Source organism: Citrobacter sp. Cf088 (assembly GCF_030334295.1).
GTDB lineage: Bacteria > Pseudomonadota > Gammaproteobacteria > Enterobacterales > Enterobacteriaceae > Citrobacter > Citrobacter freundii.
In genome coordinates, this window is record NZ_JAOWEE010000049.1 from 15,564 (window position 1) to 30,153 (window position 14,590).

Here is a 14,590-nt window from a genome sequence, read left to right on the forward strand (position 1 = left end):
CAGAAAACTCAGGTAGAAGGGCAGTTTACCCGTAGCTCATCGCTGACCAGAGTATTGTTACGCCCAAGATTCTTAGCCTCGTAAAGGGCTTTATCCGCTTTGGCAATAGCAGCATCAATATCCTGTTCGACCAGAGGCGCAATGCCGATACTGACGGTTACGTTGGTTGCCACGCTCTCATTAAACATGTGAGGGATTTTAAGGTCGTACACTTTCTGGCGGATACGTTCGGCGGCTGCCTGGGCCTGCTGTGGATCGACCGCGGTCAGCAAAATCATAAACTCTTCACCGCCAAAACGCGCCACCACATCCCTGGAGCGGACGGAGTCTCGGATGGCGGCAGAAACACGGATCAACGCCTGGTCGCCCATCATATGTCCGTAATGATCGTTATAGGATTTGAAATGGTCGATATCCAGCAGCAGAACGAAGTGTCTCGAATTACTTAGGGCCAACAGCGTATCGAGCCGGTGTTGCAGCCCCCGGCGATTATACAAACCGGTTAGCGGGTCGAGCATGCTGAGCCCGTTCAGGGTTTCTCGTTCCTCCAGCAGTTTGTACATCAGTTGCTGAGCGAACCCATCGTAGCGCTTTTGTATCACATGCTGGATGGCGATACCGGCCATAGGCAGCGCCATAAAATAGAAAATCCGCAAACCATGCTCGCTGCCGTTAAGCCATAAACAAACGGCGACGGAGGGAAGTGAGTGGAGCGTAAACGCGATGATATTATTGGCAAAAGCGATAGAGCCAATAAACAGTACGCTGAGAAGCGCTATTAACAGGAAATAATAATCATTCTGACCTAGAGCATTATATTTCAATAATATGTGTAACGCCCATAACAAGCCAAAAACGATTGAAATAAAAGGGAGATTAATTCTTTTATCCACGTATTTCCCATGCCATACCAGCAGCAGTGTACTCATCACCAGCATCAGCAACGCCGGTACTGATAAGGCTTTGACCGCAAACAGTGGGAAAAAAAGCGTAAACAGCGCGGAGACTGCGTTGAGCAGCAGAAACAGTCGTAAAGAGAGTTGGTATTTTTTGGTGCGCAGAGTTCGCCAGGATTGTACTGTCATAGGTAAATATTGTTAGTTATCTGCAATGTACGAAGGTGTGTTGGTAAATAAAACAAATAACGAACGGGGTATCATTCGCAGAGGTTTTTATTGTTTTTAGTTGAAGAGCTAACCGGTGAGCAATTTATCACCTTGGATTATTCATGTCATCAATCGTTAAGTAAAACTCATATAATTGATAGTGCTTCACGGCTGACAAATGAGAAATTTTATCATATGATATTGGTTATCATTATCAATGTCATAGGTGGAATCATGTTGCAACGTACGCTGGGCAGTGGATGGGGTGTTTTGCTGCCGGGAATGCTGATTGCCGGGATGGCATATAGCGACCTGTCGGTCTACGTATGGAAGGTGATGATTGTATTAGGATTACTACTGACTTCGCTCATGTTGTACCACAAGCGTTTACGGCACTTTGTTTTGTTACCTTCATGCGCGGCGCTGATTGGTGGCATTGTTCTGGTAATAATGAACTGGAATCAGGGATGAACAAAACTAGAGAAGGAAATCGAGAGGGAAATAAGATAATTGGTGCGAGGGGGGGGACTCGAACCCCCACATCCTAAGGACACTAACACCTGAAGCTAGCGCGTCTACCAATTCCGCCACCTTCGCACAGTCATCTTATTTTTTTGATATCGCCTCGTTGGTGCGAGGGGGGGGACTCGAACCCCCACATCCTAAGGACACTAACACCTGAAGCTAGCGCGTCTACCAATTCCGCCACCTTCGCCCAGTGCGAGCAATATCAACGTGGATTATGGTGCGAGGGGGGGGACTTGAACCCCCACGTCCGAAAGGACACTAACACCTGAAGCTAGCGCGTCTACCAATTCCGCCACCTTCGCATACCATCGACACTCAAAAAGTATCGTTACCACGGAGGCGAATTCTAGAGATTTTATGCAGGGCGTCAACTGTTAATTATCGAACTTAACGTGATTGCCGAAAAAAAAGGCGTTTCTTCGGCTTTGGCGTTTTATGCAGGCCGGATAAGCGATAGCGCCATCCGGCGTTGCTCGATGTCATGCCGGATGTCGGCGTAAACGCCTTATCTGGCCTACAGTGGTTAGGCTTTTTTCGCCTGGCGCGTCATGATGGTGCGATAGACCTTGAAGCGCCCGGTCTGCGCGATAACTTCGTGGAAGCCAAACACTTCATCCAGAACCTTCGGATAAGGCAGGAAGGCGTTTGCCACGATACGCAGTTCACCGCCACTGTTCAGATGACGCACGGCGCCGCGAATCAGCGTTTGCGCGGCATCAAGGCTGGTCTGCATTCCGTCGTGGAACGGTGGGTTGGAGATGATCATATCAAATCGGCCCGTTACGTCAGAAAAGACGTTACTGGCGATGACGTCACCTTCAATGCCATTGGCTGCAAGCGTTGCACGGCTGGCTTCAACGGCGGCGGCGCTAACATCGCACAGGGTTAAGCGCACTTTCGGCGAGTGGCTGGCTAAGGCGACGGAGAGAACGCCTGCGCCACAGCCGACATCCAGCACTTTGCCTTTGGTGTGCGGCGTCAGCGTGGAGAGCAGCAGTTGGCTGCCAACATCCAGGCCGTCACGGCTGAAGACGCCCGGCAGCGTTTTGATGGTCAGATTTTCTGTCTGGTATTCATCCCAGTATTTTTCTGCATCAAAGACCGGCTGTTTTTCCAGACGACCGTGGTACAGGCCACAGCGACGTGCGCTGTCGACTTTGTTTAACGGTGCGTATTCGGCCAGCATCTGCTCTGCGCTACGTACGCCGCTGCGATTCTCACCGACAACAAAAATATCGGTGCCAACCGGTAACAGCGACAGAATGTTCATCAACTGGAACTGGGCTTCTGGCTTATTCTTTGGCCAGTAGTAGATCAGCGTATCGCTATCGGCAACATCATCGGCCTGCGCGACGAGGCTGAAGCGGACGTTGTCGCCCATCTGGCGGTTAAGCACCTGCCAGTGGTGAAGTTGCTGAGTGTGCGCTCGGCTGGCGGCGCTTTCAAAATGGGCAGGCAGGTCATCCTGCAAATCACCGGCAAACAGAATACGGCTTTGTTCGAAATCATCACTGTGGCGCAGCAAGACTTCACTTGCCGGGGTAAAAGCAGACATGGAATGCTCCTTAAATTGTACAGCGGGGGATTATAGTTGTTTGATGGCACGGATTCGACAAATTTGCTATATTTGCGCCCCTGATAGACAGGAGTGTTTCGCTATGACATCCCGACGAGACTGGCAGTTACAGCAACTGGGCATTACGCAATGGTCGTTGCGTCGTCCTGGCGCACTGCAGGGCGAGATCGCGATTTCCATTCCTGCGCATGTCCGTTTGGTGATGGTTGCTGTACAGTTACCCGAGCTAACCGAACCATTGATGAGCGATATTTTACGCGCATTAACCGTCAGCCCGGATCAGGTTTTACAACTGACGCCTGACCGTGTCGCCATGCTGCCGCAAGGCAGTCGCTGTAATAGCTGGCGGCTGGGAACCGAAGAGCCGCTGCTGCTGGAGGGCGCTCAGGTCGAGAGTCCTGCGTTTAATGAATTACGGGAAAACCCAGCGGCACGCGCCGCGTTATGGCAACAAATCTGCGCATATGAACACGATTTCTTCCCTCGAACCGACTGATTTACCCGCAGCATTTCATATTGAAAAACGCGCCCACGCTTTTCCGTGGAGTGAAAAAACATTTGCCAGCAACCAGGGCGATCGCTACCTCAATTTTCAGTTGAGGGTTGATGACGTGATGGCGGCTTTTGCGATTACGCAGGTCGTGCTGGATGAAGCTACGCTGTTCAATATTGCCGTCGATCCTGACTTTCAGCGCCGTGGGCTGGGGCGTGAGCTGTTGGAGCATTTGATCGATGAGCTGGAAAAGCGTGGCATTTTGACGCTGTGGCTTGAAGTGCGCGCCTCGAATGCGGCCGCTATCGCGCTGTACGAAAGCTTAGGCTTTAACGAGGCGACAATCCGTCGCAATTACTATCCAACGGCCGATGGTCACGAAGACGCCATCATCATGGCGTTGCCAATCAGCATGTAAGACAAGGTGTAATGATGAAGAAGTGGGACTGGATTTTCTTTGATGCCGACGAAACGCTGTTTACATTTGACTCGTTTACCGGCTTACAGCGGATGTTTCTCGACTATAGCATTACCTTTACCGCTGAAGATTTTCAGGACTACCAGGCCGTGAATAAACCGCTGTGGGTGGATTACCAAAACGGCGCGATTACCTCATTACAACTGCAGCATGCCCGTTTTCAGAGCTGGGCCGAACGCCTGAAGGTTGAACCGGGCCAGCTTAATGATGCATTCATCAATGCGATGGCGGAGATCTGCTCGCCGTTGCCGGGGGCGGTTTCTCTGCTCAATGCGATTCGTGATAAAGCGAAAATCGGCATCATTACTAACGGCTTTACCGCGTTGCAGCAAATCCGCCTTGAGCGGACGGGGCTGCGCGATTATTTCGACCTGCTGGTGATTTCTGAGCAGGTTGGGGTGGCAAAACCTGATTCCCGTATTTTTGACCATGCGCTGGAGCAGGCGGGCAATCCTGACCGTTCTCGCGTGCTAATGGTGGGTGACACCGCAGAGTCCGATATTCTTGGCGGCATTAACGCCGGGCTATCCACCTGCTGGCTAAATACGCACCACCGCGAGCAGCCAGCGGGCATTCAGCCGACCTGGACCGTAGCGTCATTAAGCGAACTGGAGCAGCTCCTGTGTAAACACTGATTGCCTCCCCCCCGTTGATGGGTAAAATAGCCGCAATTTTTCGTATTCAACTTGCCCGGCCCGTTGCCGTGCTTACCTAAGAAGATTTGACTATGACGTTGTCTCCTTATTTGCAAGAGGTGGCCAAACGCCGCACTTTTGCCATTATTTCTCACCCGGATGCCGGTAAAACGACAATTACTGAAAAGGTACTGTTATTCGGACAGGCCATTCAGACCGCCGGTACGGTAAAAGGCCGTGGCTCCAGCCAGCATGCAAAATCTGACTGGATGGAAATGGAAAAGCAACGTGGTATCTCCATTACCACCTCTGTGATGCAGTTTCCGTATCATGACTGCCTGGTTAACCTGCTGGACACCCCGGGGCACGAAGACTTCTCCGAAGATACCTATCGTACTCTGACGGCGGTGGACTGCTGTCTGATGGTTATCGATGCTGCAAAAGGCGTTGAAGATCGTACCCGTAAGCTGATGGAAGTTACCCGTCTGCGCGATACGCCGATCCTGACCTTTATGAACAAACTCGACCGTGATATCCGCGATCCGATGGAGCTGCTGGATGAAGTTGAGAACGAACTGAAAATCGGCTGTGCGCCGATCACCTGGCCGATTGGCTGCGGTAAGTTGTTCAAAGGTGTCTACCACCTTTATAAAGATGAAACTTACCTGTATCAGACTGGTAAAGGCCACACCATTCAGGAAGTGCGTGTTGTTAAAGGTCTTAACAACCCGGAACTTGATACTGCCGTGGGTGAAGACCTGGCGCAGCAGCTGCGCGACGAGCTGGAGCTGGTGCAGGGCGCGTCCAACGAGTTCGACCATGAGTTGTTCCTTGCGGGCGAAATCACCCCGGTCTTCTTCGGTACCGCGTTGGGAAACTTCGGCGTTGACCATATGCTGGACGGCTTAGTGGAGTGGGCGCCTGCGCCGATGCCGCGTAAAACCGACACCCGCGTCGTCGAAGCCTCAGAAGAGAAGTTCACCGGTTTCGTGTTTAAAATTCAGGCCAACATGGACCCGAAACACCGTGACCGTGTGGCGTTCATGCGTGTGGTATCCGGCAAGTATGAGAAAGGCATGAAAATGCGCCAGGTGCGCATTGGTAAAGACGTGGTGATCTCCGACGCACTCACCTTTATGGCCGGTGACCGTTCTCATGTGGAAGAAGCGTATCCGGGCGATATTCTTGGTCTGCATAACCATGGCACTATCCAGATCGGCGATACCTTTACCCAGGGCGAAATGATGAAGTTCACCGGTATTCCGAACTTCGCGCCAGAGCTGTTCCGTCGTATTCGCCTGAAGGACCCATTGAAGCAGAAACAGCTGCTGAAAGGGCTGGTTCAGCTGTCAGAAGAGGGTGCAGTGCAGGTATTCCGCCCGATCGCCAACAACGATCTGATCGTCGGTGCGGTGGGTGTGCTGCAGTTTGACGTGGTGGTTTCACGTCTGAAGAGTGAGTACAACGTTGAAGCGATTTATGAATCCGTCAACGTGGCGACTGCGCGCTGGGTAGAATGTTCTGACGTGAAGAAATTCGAAGAATTTAAGCGTAAGAACGAAATTCAGCTGGCGCTGGATGGCGGCGATAACCTCACCTATATCGCGCCAACCATGGTTAACCTGAATCTCACCCAGGAACGTTACCCGGACGTTCAGTTCCGTAAAACGCGCGAACACTAATCGACCTTCCAGGGCACGGTATCCGCCGTGCCCTGCAACTTTTCCTGTCTTTTAAATCCCTTGCGGAATGTTCTTAAAACCTCGCGTTTTTCTTTTGTTTGCCTGTTTTTTAGTCAAGTTGGGCAGCGATCACGAAATCCTGAACTATATTTAACAATGTGATGACATAAATATCGGCGTTTAATGCTTTTTAGGCTGCCTGTTGTAGCTTCTATTGCTGATATTTATTCCACTTACAAAATTAGTTGCTGGTTCAGGCCGTGTAACGGCAGAGCCTGGCTTTTAGCAAAACATACAGGAATACATCGATGACAATGACAGGACTTAAGATTTCTAAAACGCTGCTGGCCGTGATGCTGACCTCCGCTGTTGCAACGGGTTCTGCTTATGCAGAAAACGCCACGATGGATAAAGCGCAATCCGGCGTCGAAAGTGCGGGGCAGAAAGTCGATAGCTCTATGAACAAAGTCGGTAATTTCATGGATGACAGCACCATCACCGCGAAAGTAAAAGCCGCGCTGGTGGACCACGATAGCATTAAGAGCACCGATATTTCCGTCAAGACCGATCAGAAAGTAGTAACGCTAAGCGGCTTTGTTGAAAGCCAGGCGCAGGCTGAAGAAGCGGTGAAAGTGGCGAAAGGCGTTGAGGGTGTGACCTCCGTTAGCGACAAACTGCACGTGCGTGATAGTAAAGAAACCTCCGTTAAAGGCTATGCGGGCGATACGGCAATCACAAGTGAAGTAAAAGCCAAGCTGCTGGCCGATGATATTGTCCCTTCACGCAAGGTGAAAGTTGAGACCACCGATGGCGTTGTGCAACTTTCAGGCTCTGTCGATTCACAAGCTCAAAGCGATCGCGCTGAGAGCATCGCCAAAGCGATTGATGGCGTGAAAAGCGTTAAAAACGATCTCAAAACTCACTAATTAGACTTAATTCGCCCTCCTGACGTTTGTCGGGAGGCGTATTGTGCACCACACTGAAAATATCGCCGATGGGTAGCCTGAGCGCTCATATCAAGCGGTGAAATTAACTATGGTAAAGGAGAAGCATATGTTTCGATGGGGCATCATATTTCTGGTTATCGCGTTAATTGCCGCTGCACTGGGTTTTGGTGGACTGGCGGGTACCGCTGCAGGCGCAGCGAAAATTGTTTTTGTGGTGGGTATCATTCTGTTTCTGGTCAGCCTGTTTACCGGGCGTAAACGACCCTAGTACGTAAACCGTAAAGATAACTTGCTACTGAGCCAGTCCAGCGGACTGGCTTTTACGGTTTTAGCTGCAGGCAATTTGCGTTACTTTGTTGTCCTATTACAAAAACAACAGGAAGGCAGAGGTGGGGCAGAGAATACCCGTCACGCTCGGTAATATCGCGCCGTTATCGTTACGTCCGTTTCAACCAGGCAGTATGGCGCTGGTGTGCGAGGGCGGGGGACAAAGAGGCATCTTCACCGCAGGCGTACTGGATGAATTCATGCGCGCGCAGTTCAATCCCTTTGATCTCTTCTACGGGACGTCCGCTGGTGCGCAAAACCTTTCAGCTTATCTCTGTAACCAGCCCGGTTACGGTCGTAAAGTCATCATGCGTTACACTACCCGACGTGAGTTTTTTGACCCGGTGCGCTTTGTGCGCGGGGGAAACTTAATCGATCTCGACTGGCTGGTGGATTCGACCTCGTCCCAAATGCCGCTGGCGATGGACAACGCTGAGCGCTTGTTTGCCGCGGGGAAAGCGTTTTATATGTGCGCCTGTCGGGGTGATGACTACACGCCGGGCTATTTTTCGCCGAACCGGCAAAACTGGCTCGATCTTATCCGTGCCTCCAGCGCGATTCCCGGGTTCTACCGCACAGGGGTTGTGCTGGACGGCGTGAATTACCTGGATGGGGGCGTCAGCGACGCCATTCCTGTGCAGGAAGCGGCGAAGCAGGGGGCGAAAACGCTGGTGGTTATCCGCACTGTGCCTTCGCAAATGTATTACACCCCGCAGTGGTTCAAGCGTATGGAACGCTGGCTGGGCGAAAGCAGCCTGCAACCACTGTTGAATCTGGTGCAGCACCATGAGGCCACCTATCGCGCGATTCAGAGCTTTATTGAGAAACCGCCGGGCAAGCTGCGTATCTTTGAGATCTACCCTCCCAAACCGCTCCACAGCATGGCGTTGGGAAGCCGTATTCCGGCCTTGCGGGAAGACTACAAAACCGGACGTCTGTGCGGTCGTTACTTCCTCGCTACCGTCGGCAAACTGCTGGGGAAAAACGTGCCGCTGCCTCGTCAGACGCCGAAGATTGTGGTGCCGGGACCGGTGGTGGTTCCTCCCGCGCCGGTGGCCAACGATGCCCACGCGCCGGTGGTGGCCAATGCGCCTCAGGCCAACGATACAACGTTTAATAATGAGGATTTGGCGTGAGTTATCGTTTTATCGATACGCACTGTCACTTTGATTTCCCGCCGTTTACCGGCGATGAACCTGCCAGCATTCAGCGCGCGGCGGAGGTTGGTGTACAGAGCATTATCGTTCCGGCCACCCAGGCGGCGAATTTTTCCCGTGTACTGGCGTTAGCGGAAAATTATCCTCCGTTATTTGCCGCGCTTGGTCTACATCCCATTTTTATTGAAAAACATAGTGATGACTGCCTGGACCAGTTGCAACAGGTGCTGGATAAGCGCCCACAAAAGCTGGTGGCGGTAGGTGAGATTGGATTGGATCTGTATCGCGACGATCCGCAATTCGACAAGCAAGAGCGGGTGCTGGAAGCGCAACTTAAGCTGGCGAAGCGGTACGAACTGCCGGTGATCCTGCATTCGCGACGCACGCATGACAAGCTGGCGATGTACCTTAAACGCCATGCTTTGCCACGAACAGGCGTGGTGCATGGGTTTTCCGGGAGCGTGCAGCAGGCCGAACGCTTTGTGCAACTGGGATACAAAATTGGCGTGGGCGGCACCATTACCTATCCGCGCGCCAGTAAAACCCGCGAAGTAATGGCGCAGCTGCCGCTGGAGTCGCTGTTGCTGGAAACAGACGCGCCGGATATGCCGCTCAACGGCTTTCAGGGGCAGCCTAATCGCCCGGAGCAGGTAGTCAGAGTCTTTGACGTCTTATGCGAACTGCGCCCGGAACCTGCGGACGTGATCGCTGACGCGCTGTATCGTAATACCACGGCGTTGTTTGATTTTTGAATTCCGGATGCGGCGCTATTGCATCGCATCCGGCTATCACAGGTACAGCGCCGGAAAAATCAAATTATCCACCCCACGTTCGCGCAATCTTTGCGCCAGGTGTTCCACATCCTCCGGCGTGGCGCTCGGCCAGTCCTTCGCTTCGCCATACACCCCGTGCGCATGAAAGGCATTCAGCCGTACCGGCACGTCACCTGAACCTCTGATAAACGCCGCCAGCGCATCAATATGCTGTAGATAATCCACCTGACCAGGGATAACCAGCAGGCGCAGTTCCGCAAGTATCTCTTGCCCGGATAGAAAGGTAATGCTTTGTTTAATCAGCGTGTTATCGCGACCGGTCAACTGACGATGACACGTGCTGTCCCAGGCTTTTAAATCCAGCATTACGCCGTCGCACACCGGCAGCAGCTTCTGCCAGCCGGTTTCGTTCAGCATGCCATTGCTGTCGACCATACAGGTCAGGTGTTGCAGTTGCGGATCGGTTTTGATCGCACGAAACAGCGCCACAATAAACGGTAGCTGGGTTGTCGCTTCGCCGCCGCTGACCGTAATTCCCTCAATAAACAGTGCTGCCTTGCGAATATGCTGCAGCACCTCATCAACGCTCATGGTCTGCGCCATCGGCGTGGCCTGCTGGGGGCACATATGAAGGCAGGTGTCACACTGCTGACATAAATCAGACTGCCACCACACTTTCCCCGCGCTCAGGCTCAGCGCCTCATGCGGGCAATGCAGCACACACTCCCCGCAGTCGTTGCAGCGTCCCATCGTCCACGGATTGTGGCAGTTTTTACAGCGCAGATTACATCCCTGCAGAAACAGAGCCAGGCGACTGCCCGGCCCGTCGACGCAGGAGAAAGGGATAATCTTACTTACCGAAGCGCATCTGCTGTTCATGGCTAATCACGCGAGGTTGTCGTTCCAGAATGCGCGTATTACGCGCGGCTTCTTCGCCAAGCCAGGTGGTGTTGGTGCGAGAACCTTCGGCGCGATATTTTTCCAGATCCGACAGACGCACCATATAGCCGGTAACGCGAACCAGATCGTTGCCGCTCACGTTGGCGGTAAACTCACGCATCCCGGCTTTAAATGCGCCGAGGCACAGCTGCACCAGCGCCTGAGGATTGCGCTTGATGGTTTCATCCAGCGTGAGAATGTCGCTGATCCCCGCGTGATAAAACGCGTGATGTGGCGCGACGGTTTGCAGATGAGTAATCGGGTCTGGTTCATCGCCGTAAGGCAGGCGTGCACCCGGCGTGGTGCCGATGTCAGAACTGATCCCCGACTGTGCATGCAGCATCGCGCGCTGCTTCCAGCCATATTTCACTGGGGTGCTTTCGACAAACTCCGCCAGTTGGGCGCTGATGCGATAGCCAAGCTGATTGGCGAACTCATCTTTTCCGTAGCGCGCATTTTGTCCCGCCTTATCGCACAGTAGATTCACCGCCTCCGCCAGACCATACATGCCGAACATAGGCACAAAACGTTCGGGATCAATCAACCCTTCCTGCACGAGGAAGCTATTCTCAAAGAAATGTGATTTTTCATAGAGGAATTCACATCGTGAATCAATGATGACGATTTGCTGTTGGCAATAGTGCGGTAGGGTGCGCGTAAAGAAGTCATCGACAGAGGCGCTGCGCTCTGCGATGGCTTTCAGATTAAGCCTGACCAGCGTGCTACCACCCCCGGCGAGCGGCAAAGAGTTGTAACAGCTGACGACGCCATACTGACTTTTTGTGAAAATTTTATCATTTTCAGGGCCATTGGAAATATGCGGCTTACTGCACTCGCAGATATTTTTCGCCACGCTGAGCAGCAGATCGTCAGGTGTGATTTGCGGGTCATAAATGAATGTCAGATTAGGCGAAACCTGCTTTAACTCTGCATCTGCGCGTAAAATTGCACGGGTAACTGGAGTATCGGTGGGGCCGATGTTGGCATGCATAAACGCGTCTGGCAGGGTTCTGTCGAGATAACGCCAGAAACGTTTTATTCGAATATCGATCTCTTCTTGTGTTAGAATTCTAACATACGGTTGCAGCAGAGCATCGAGCTGGCCGAGATAAACCGGCATCGACGTCACTGACGGAACGTGGTGGTACAGGATGGTGAGTAAGGATAACGCGTCATCAAGATCCTTTGCCCCTTCCAGCTCTAGCCACGATGAACCATTGGCCAGAAAACGCGCGTAATCGGGTAAAACGTAGCGCGGTTTGAACGGGGCATGACCTTCGTACATATCGCAGATTACCCCATCATCCAGCGCCTGACGTGCCTGTGCAGGTAGTTGCGGATAAGGCAGCGCGTTTTCAGCTTCCAGCGCCAGAAAGTGGCGTTTCTGCTCAGGGCTGAGCACCGGGCTGGTCACGATTTGTTGGCAACGCTGTTGCAGCGCGAGTTCGCTTGAAGTGGGCATCGTTGATTCCTTTTTGTCCCGAAGGTGTAACGCCATTGTAGAAAGCAACGCCGCCACAACCTTTGATCCGGATGCGCCTGATGCCACCGCATCCCTTTAGAAAAGGTAATTTATTTGAAGTAGATCTCATTAGAGTAATGCAAATCTGTATGTGGTTTTCATTAACTGTGATGTATATCGAAGTGTAATAGCGAGCGGATGTTAGAATACTAACAAACTCGCAAGGTGAAATTTTATACGGCGATGCCGTTGGAGAATGTTATGACCGATTTAACAGCAAGCAGCCTGCGTGCACTGAAACTGATGGACCTGACCACTCTGAATGACGACGACACCAATGAAAAAGTGATCGCGCTGTGTCATCAGGCGAAGACCCCAGTTGGCAACACTGCCGCAATCTGTATCTATCCGCGTTTCATCCCTATTGCGCGTAAGACTCTGAAAGAGCAGGGTACGCCGGACATCCGCATTGCAACCGTCACCAACTTCCCGCACGGCAACGACGACATCGAGATTGCGCTGGCGGAAACTCGCGCGGCGATCGCCTACGGTGCCGATGAAGTTGACGTGGTGTTCCCGTACCGTGCGCTGATCGCCGGTAACGAGCAGATTGGTTTTGATCTGGTTAAAGCTTGCAAAGACGCGTGTGCGGCGGCAAACGTGCTGCTGAAAGTGATCATCGAAACCGGTGAGCTGAAAGAAGAAGCACTGATTCGCAAAGCATCTGAAATCTCCATCAAAGCCGGTGCTGATTTCATCAAAACGTCTACCGGTAAAGTGCCGGTCAATGCGACGCCGGAAAGCGCACGCATCATGATGGAAGTGATCCGCGACATGGGTGTTTCTAAAACTGTAGGTTTCAAACCGGCTGGCGGCGTGCGTACTGCAGAAGATGCACAGCAGTTCCTGGCGATTGCCGATGAACTGTTTGGCGCTGACTGGGCTGATTCTCGTCACTACCGTTTTGGCGCATCCAGCCTGCTGGCTAGCTTGCTGAAAGCGCTGGGTCACGGCGACGGCAAGAGCGCAAGCAGCTACTAAGCCCGTAGGCCGGATAAGGCGCAGCCGCCATCCGGCATTAAGACGACAGCCGGGTGGCGCGTTGCTTACCCGGCTTACAACGGCCTTCTACTCTTTTTCCCCGGGGGTTACCGTGTTTCTCGCACAAGAAATTATTCGTAAAAAACGTGATGGTCATGCGCTGAGCGATGAAGAAATTCGTTTCTTTATCAATGGCATTCGCGACAATACCATCTCTGAAGGGCAAATCGCCGCCCTGGCGATGACCATTTTTTTCCACGATATGACAATGCCTGAGCGTGTTTCGCTGACCATGGCAATGCGTGATTCAGGAACCGTGCTGGACTGGAAAAGCCTGCAGCTGAACGGCCCGATTGTGGATAAACACTCTACCGGCGGCGTAGGTGACGTAACGTCACTGATGTTAGGCCCGATGGTTGCTGCGTGCGGCGGCTATATTCCGATGATCTCCGGGCGTGGCCTGGGGCATACCGGCGGTACGCTCGATAAACTGGAAGCGATTCCTGGATTTGACATCTTCCCGGACGACGCGCGTTTCCGTGAAATTATTAAAGACGTGGGTGTGGCGATTATTGGGCAAACCAGCTCGCTCGCACCGGCGGATAAACGTTTTTATGCCACCCGCGATATTACCGCGACGGTGGATTCCATCCCGCTGATTACCGGTTCCATTCTGGCGAAAAAACTGGCGGAAGGGCTGGATGCGCTGGTGATGGATGTGAAAGTGGGCAGCGGTGCTTTTATGCCGACCTACGAGCTTTCTGAAGCCCTTGCTGAAGCGATTGTCGGCGTGGCAAACGGTGCGGGTGTACGTACCACCGCGCTGTTAACTGATATGAACCAGGTGTTGGCCTCCAGCGCAGGTAACGCGGTAGAAGTCCGCGAAGCGGTGCAGTTCCTGACCGGTGAATACCGCAATCCACGTCTGTTAGACGTCACCATGGCGCTGTGCGTGGAAATGCTGATCTCCGGCAACCTGGCGAAAGATGACGCCGAAGCCCGTGCGAAATTGCAGACGGTGCTGGATAACGGCAAAGCAGCAGAGATTTTTGGTCGCATGGTGGCGGCGCAAAAAGGCCCGACCGATTTCGTCGAAAATTATGCGAAGTACCTGCCGACGGCAATGCTCAGCAAAGCGGTATATGCTGATACCGAAGGCTTTGTCAGCGCGATGGATACCCGTGCGCTGGGAATGGCGGTTGTTTCCATGGGTGGCGGTCGTCGTCAGGCATCGGACACCATTGATTACAGCGTTGGCTTTAGCGATATGGCGCGTCTGGGCGACAGCGTAGACGGACAGCGCCCACTGGCGGTGATCCACGCCAAAGACGAAGCCAGCTGGCAGGAAGCGGCGAAAGCGGTCAAAGCGGCAATTAGCCTTGACGATAAAGCGCCAGAAATTACACCGACAGTCTATCGTCGTATTACCGAATAACTGTATACTGA

At 52.7% G+C, this 14,590-nt stretch carries 15 protein-coding genes and 3 tRNA genes; 11 read left to right on the forward strand and 7 right to left on the reverse strand.

Annotated features, from left to right (window positions below):
- Positions 1 to 8: 8 nt before the first annotated feature.
- The gene (locus tag OGV71_RS10845; RefSeq protein ID WP_003019105.1) at positions 9 to 1,085 is read right to left on the reverse strand and encodes a GGDEF domain-containing protein; all 1,077 of its coding nucleotides are present in this window, start codon (positions 1,083 to 1,085) and stop codon (positions 9 to 11) included.
- A 216-nt stretch (positions 1,086 to 1,301) separates the two neighbouring features.
- Here OGV71_RS10845 and OGV71_RS10850 point away from each other — a divergent pair, with 216 nt between their 5' ends.
- The gene (locus OGV71_RS10850; protein WP_200054861.1) at positions 1,302 to 1,577 is read left to right on the forward strand and encodes a DUF1435 domain-containing protein; all 276 of its coding nucleotides are present in this window, start codon (positions 1,302 to 1,304) and stop codon (positions 1,575 to 1,577) included.
- Between the two features lie 40 nt (positions 1,578 to 1,617).
- Here the strand turns inward: OGV71_RS10850 and OGV71_RS10855 are convergent.
- From OGV71_RS10855 to rsmC, 4 genes are all read right to left on the reverse strand, one after another.
- Positions 1,618 to 1,703, reverse strand: a tRNA-Leu gene (locus OGV71_RS10855).
- Between the two features lie 32 nt (positions 1,704 to 1,735).
- A tRNA-Leu gene (locus OGV71_RS10860) sits at positions 1,736 to 1,821 on the reverse strand.
- Positions 1,822 to 1,849: 28 nt separating this feature from the next.
- Positions 1,850 to 1,936: transfer RNA gene (locus OGV71_RS10865), tRNA-Leu, on the reverse strand.
- 221 nt (positions 1,937 to 2,157) lie between these two features.
- Positions 2,158 to 3,189, reverse strand: coding sequence for a 16S rRNA (guanine(1207)-N(2))-methyltransferase RsmC (gene rsmC / locus OGV71_RS10870; protein ID WP_003829990.1), 1,032 nt, complete (start codon positions 3,187 to 3,189; stop codon positions 2,158 to 2,160).
- Between the two features lie 103 nt (positions 3,190 to 3,292).
- Between rsmC and holD the strand changes: the two genes are divergently transcribed.
- The 8 genes from holD to OGV71_RS10910 all read left to right on the forward strand — a co-directional run bounded on the left by holD (position 3,293) and on the right by OGV71_RS10910 (position 9,681).
- Complete coding sequence (gene holD / locus OGV71_RS10875; RefSeq protein WP_204584159.1) at positions 3,293 to 3,706, forward strand: DNA polymerase III subunit psi; 414 nt, start codon at positions 3,293 to 3,295, stop codon at positions 3,704 to 3,706.
- On the forward strand, positions 3,675 to 4,121 hold the full coding sequence (gene rimI / locus OGV71_RS10880; RefSeq protein WP_003019092.1) for a ribosomal protein S18-alanine N-acetyltransferase: 447 nt from the start codon (positions 3,675 to 3,677) through the stop codon (positions 4,119 to 4,121). The genes holD and rimI overlap by 32 nt, the downstream gene beginning before the upstream one ends.
- 14 nt (positions 4,122 to 4,135) lie before the next feature.
- Positions 4,136 to 4,816 carry a pyrimidine 5'-nucleotidase gene (yjjG, locus tag OGV71_RS10885; RefSeq protein WP_003019088.1) on the forward strand — a complete coding sequence of 227 codons (681 nt, stop codon included), beginning with the start codon at positions 4,136 to 4,138 and terminating at the stop codon, positions 4,814 to 4,816.
- 92 nt (positions 4,817 to 4,908) lie between these two features.
- Positions 4,909 to 6,498, forward strand: a complete 1,590-nt coding sequence (gene prfC / locus OGV71_RS10890; RefSeq protein ID WP_003019086.1) for a peptide chain release factor 3 — start codon at positions 4,909 to 4,911, stop codon at positions 6,496 to 6,498.
- Between the two features lie 308 nt (positions 6,499 to 6,806).
- Entirely contained in the window at positions 6,807 to 7,424 is a 618-nt protein-coding gene (gene osmY / locus OGV71_RS10895; protein WP_048216855.1) for a molecular chaperone OsmY, read from the forward strand.
- 127 nt (positions 7,425 to 7,551) lie between these two features.
- A complete protein-coding gene (locus tag OGV71_RS10900; protein WP_003019081.1) occupies positions 7,552 to 7,713 on the forward strand; it encodes a DUF1328 domain-containing protein in 162 nt (53 codons plus the stop codon).
- Positions 7,714 to 7,834: 121 nt separating this feature from the next.
- A complete protein-coding gene (locus tag OGV71_RS10905) occupies positions 7,835 to 8,908 on the forward strand; it encodes a patatin-like phospholipase family protein (RefSeq protein ID WP_003837277.1) in 1,074 nt (357 codons plus the stop codon).
- A complete protein-coding gene (locus OGV71_RS10910; RefSeq protein WP_204584157.1) occupies positions 8,905 to 9,681 on the forward strand; it encodes a metal-dependent hydrolase in 777 nt (258 codons plus the stop codon). Before OGV71_RS10905 ends, OGV71_RS10910 begins: the two co-directional genes overlap by 4 nt.
- A gap of 36 nt (positions 9,682 to 9,717) precedes the next feature.
- Here OGV71_RS10910 and OGV71_RS10915 read toward each other — a convergent pair whose 3' ends face one another.
- Both OGV71_RS10915 and OGV71_RS10920 read right to left on the reverse strand, forming a co-directional pair.
- On the reverse strand, positions 9,718 to 10,581 hold the full coding sequence (locus OGV71_RS10915; RefSeq protein ID WP_204584155.1) for a YjjW family glycine radical enzyme activase: 864 nt from the start codon (positions 10,579 to 10,581) through the stop codon (positions 9,718 to 9,720).
- Complete coding sequence (locus OGV71_RS10920; protein ID WP_204584153.1) at positions 10,553 to 12,103, reverse strand: YjjI family glycine radical enzyme; 1,551 nt, start codon at positions 12,101 to 12,103, stop codon at positions 10,553 to 10,555. Before OGV71_RS10920 ends, OGV71_RS10915 begins: the two co-directional genes overlap by 29 nt.
- Before the next feature lie 261 nt (positions 12,104 to 12,364).
- Here OGV71_RS10920 and deoC point away from each other — a divergent pair, with 261 nt between their 5' ends.
- Together deoC and deoA are read left to right on the forward strand one after the other, a co-directional pair.
- Positions 12,365 to 13,144, forward strand: coding sequence for a deoxyribose-phosphate aldolase (deoC, locus tag OGV71_RS10925; RefSeq protein ID WP_003019042.1), 780 nt, complete (start codon positions 12,365 to 12,367; stop codon positions 13,142 to 13,144).
- 112 nt (positions 13,145 to 13,256) lie between these two features.
- Positions 13,257 to 14,579, forward strand: a complete 1,323-nt coding sequence (gene deoA / locus OGV71_RS10930) for a thymidine phosphorylase (RefSeq protein ID WP_003845626.1) — start codon at positions 13,257 to 13,259, stop codon at positions 14,577 to 14,579.
- Positions 14,580 to 14,590: the final 11 nt, after the last annotated feature.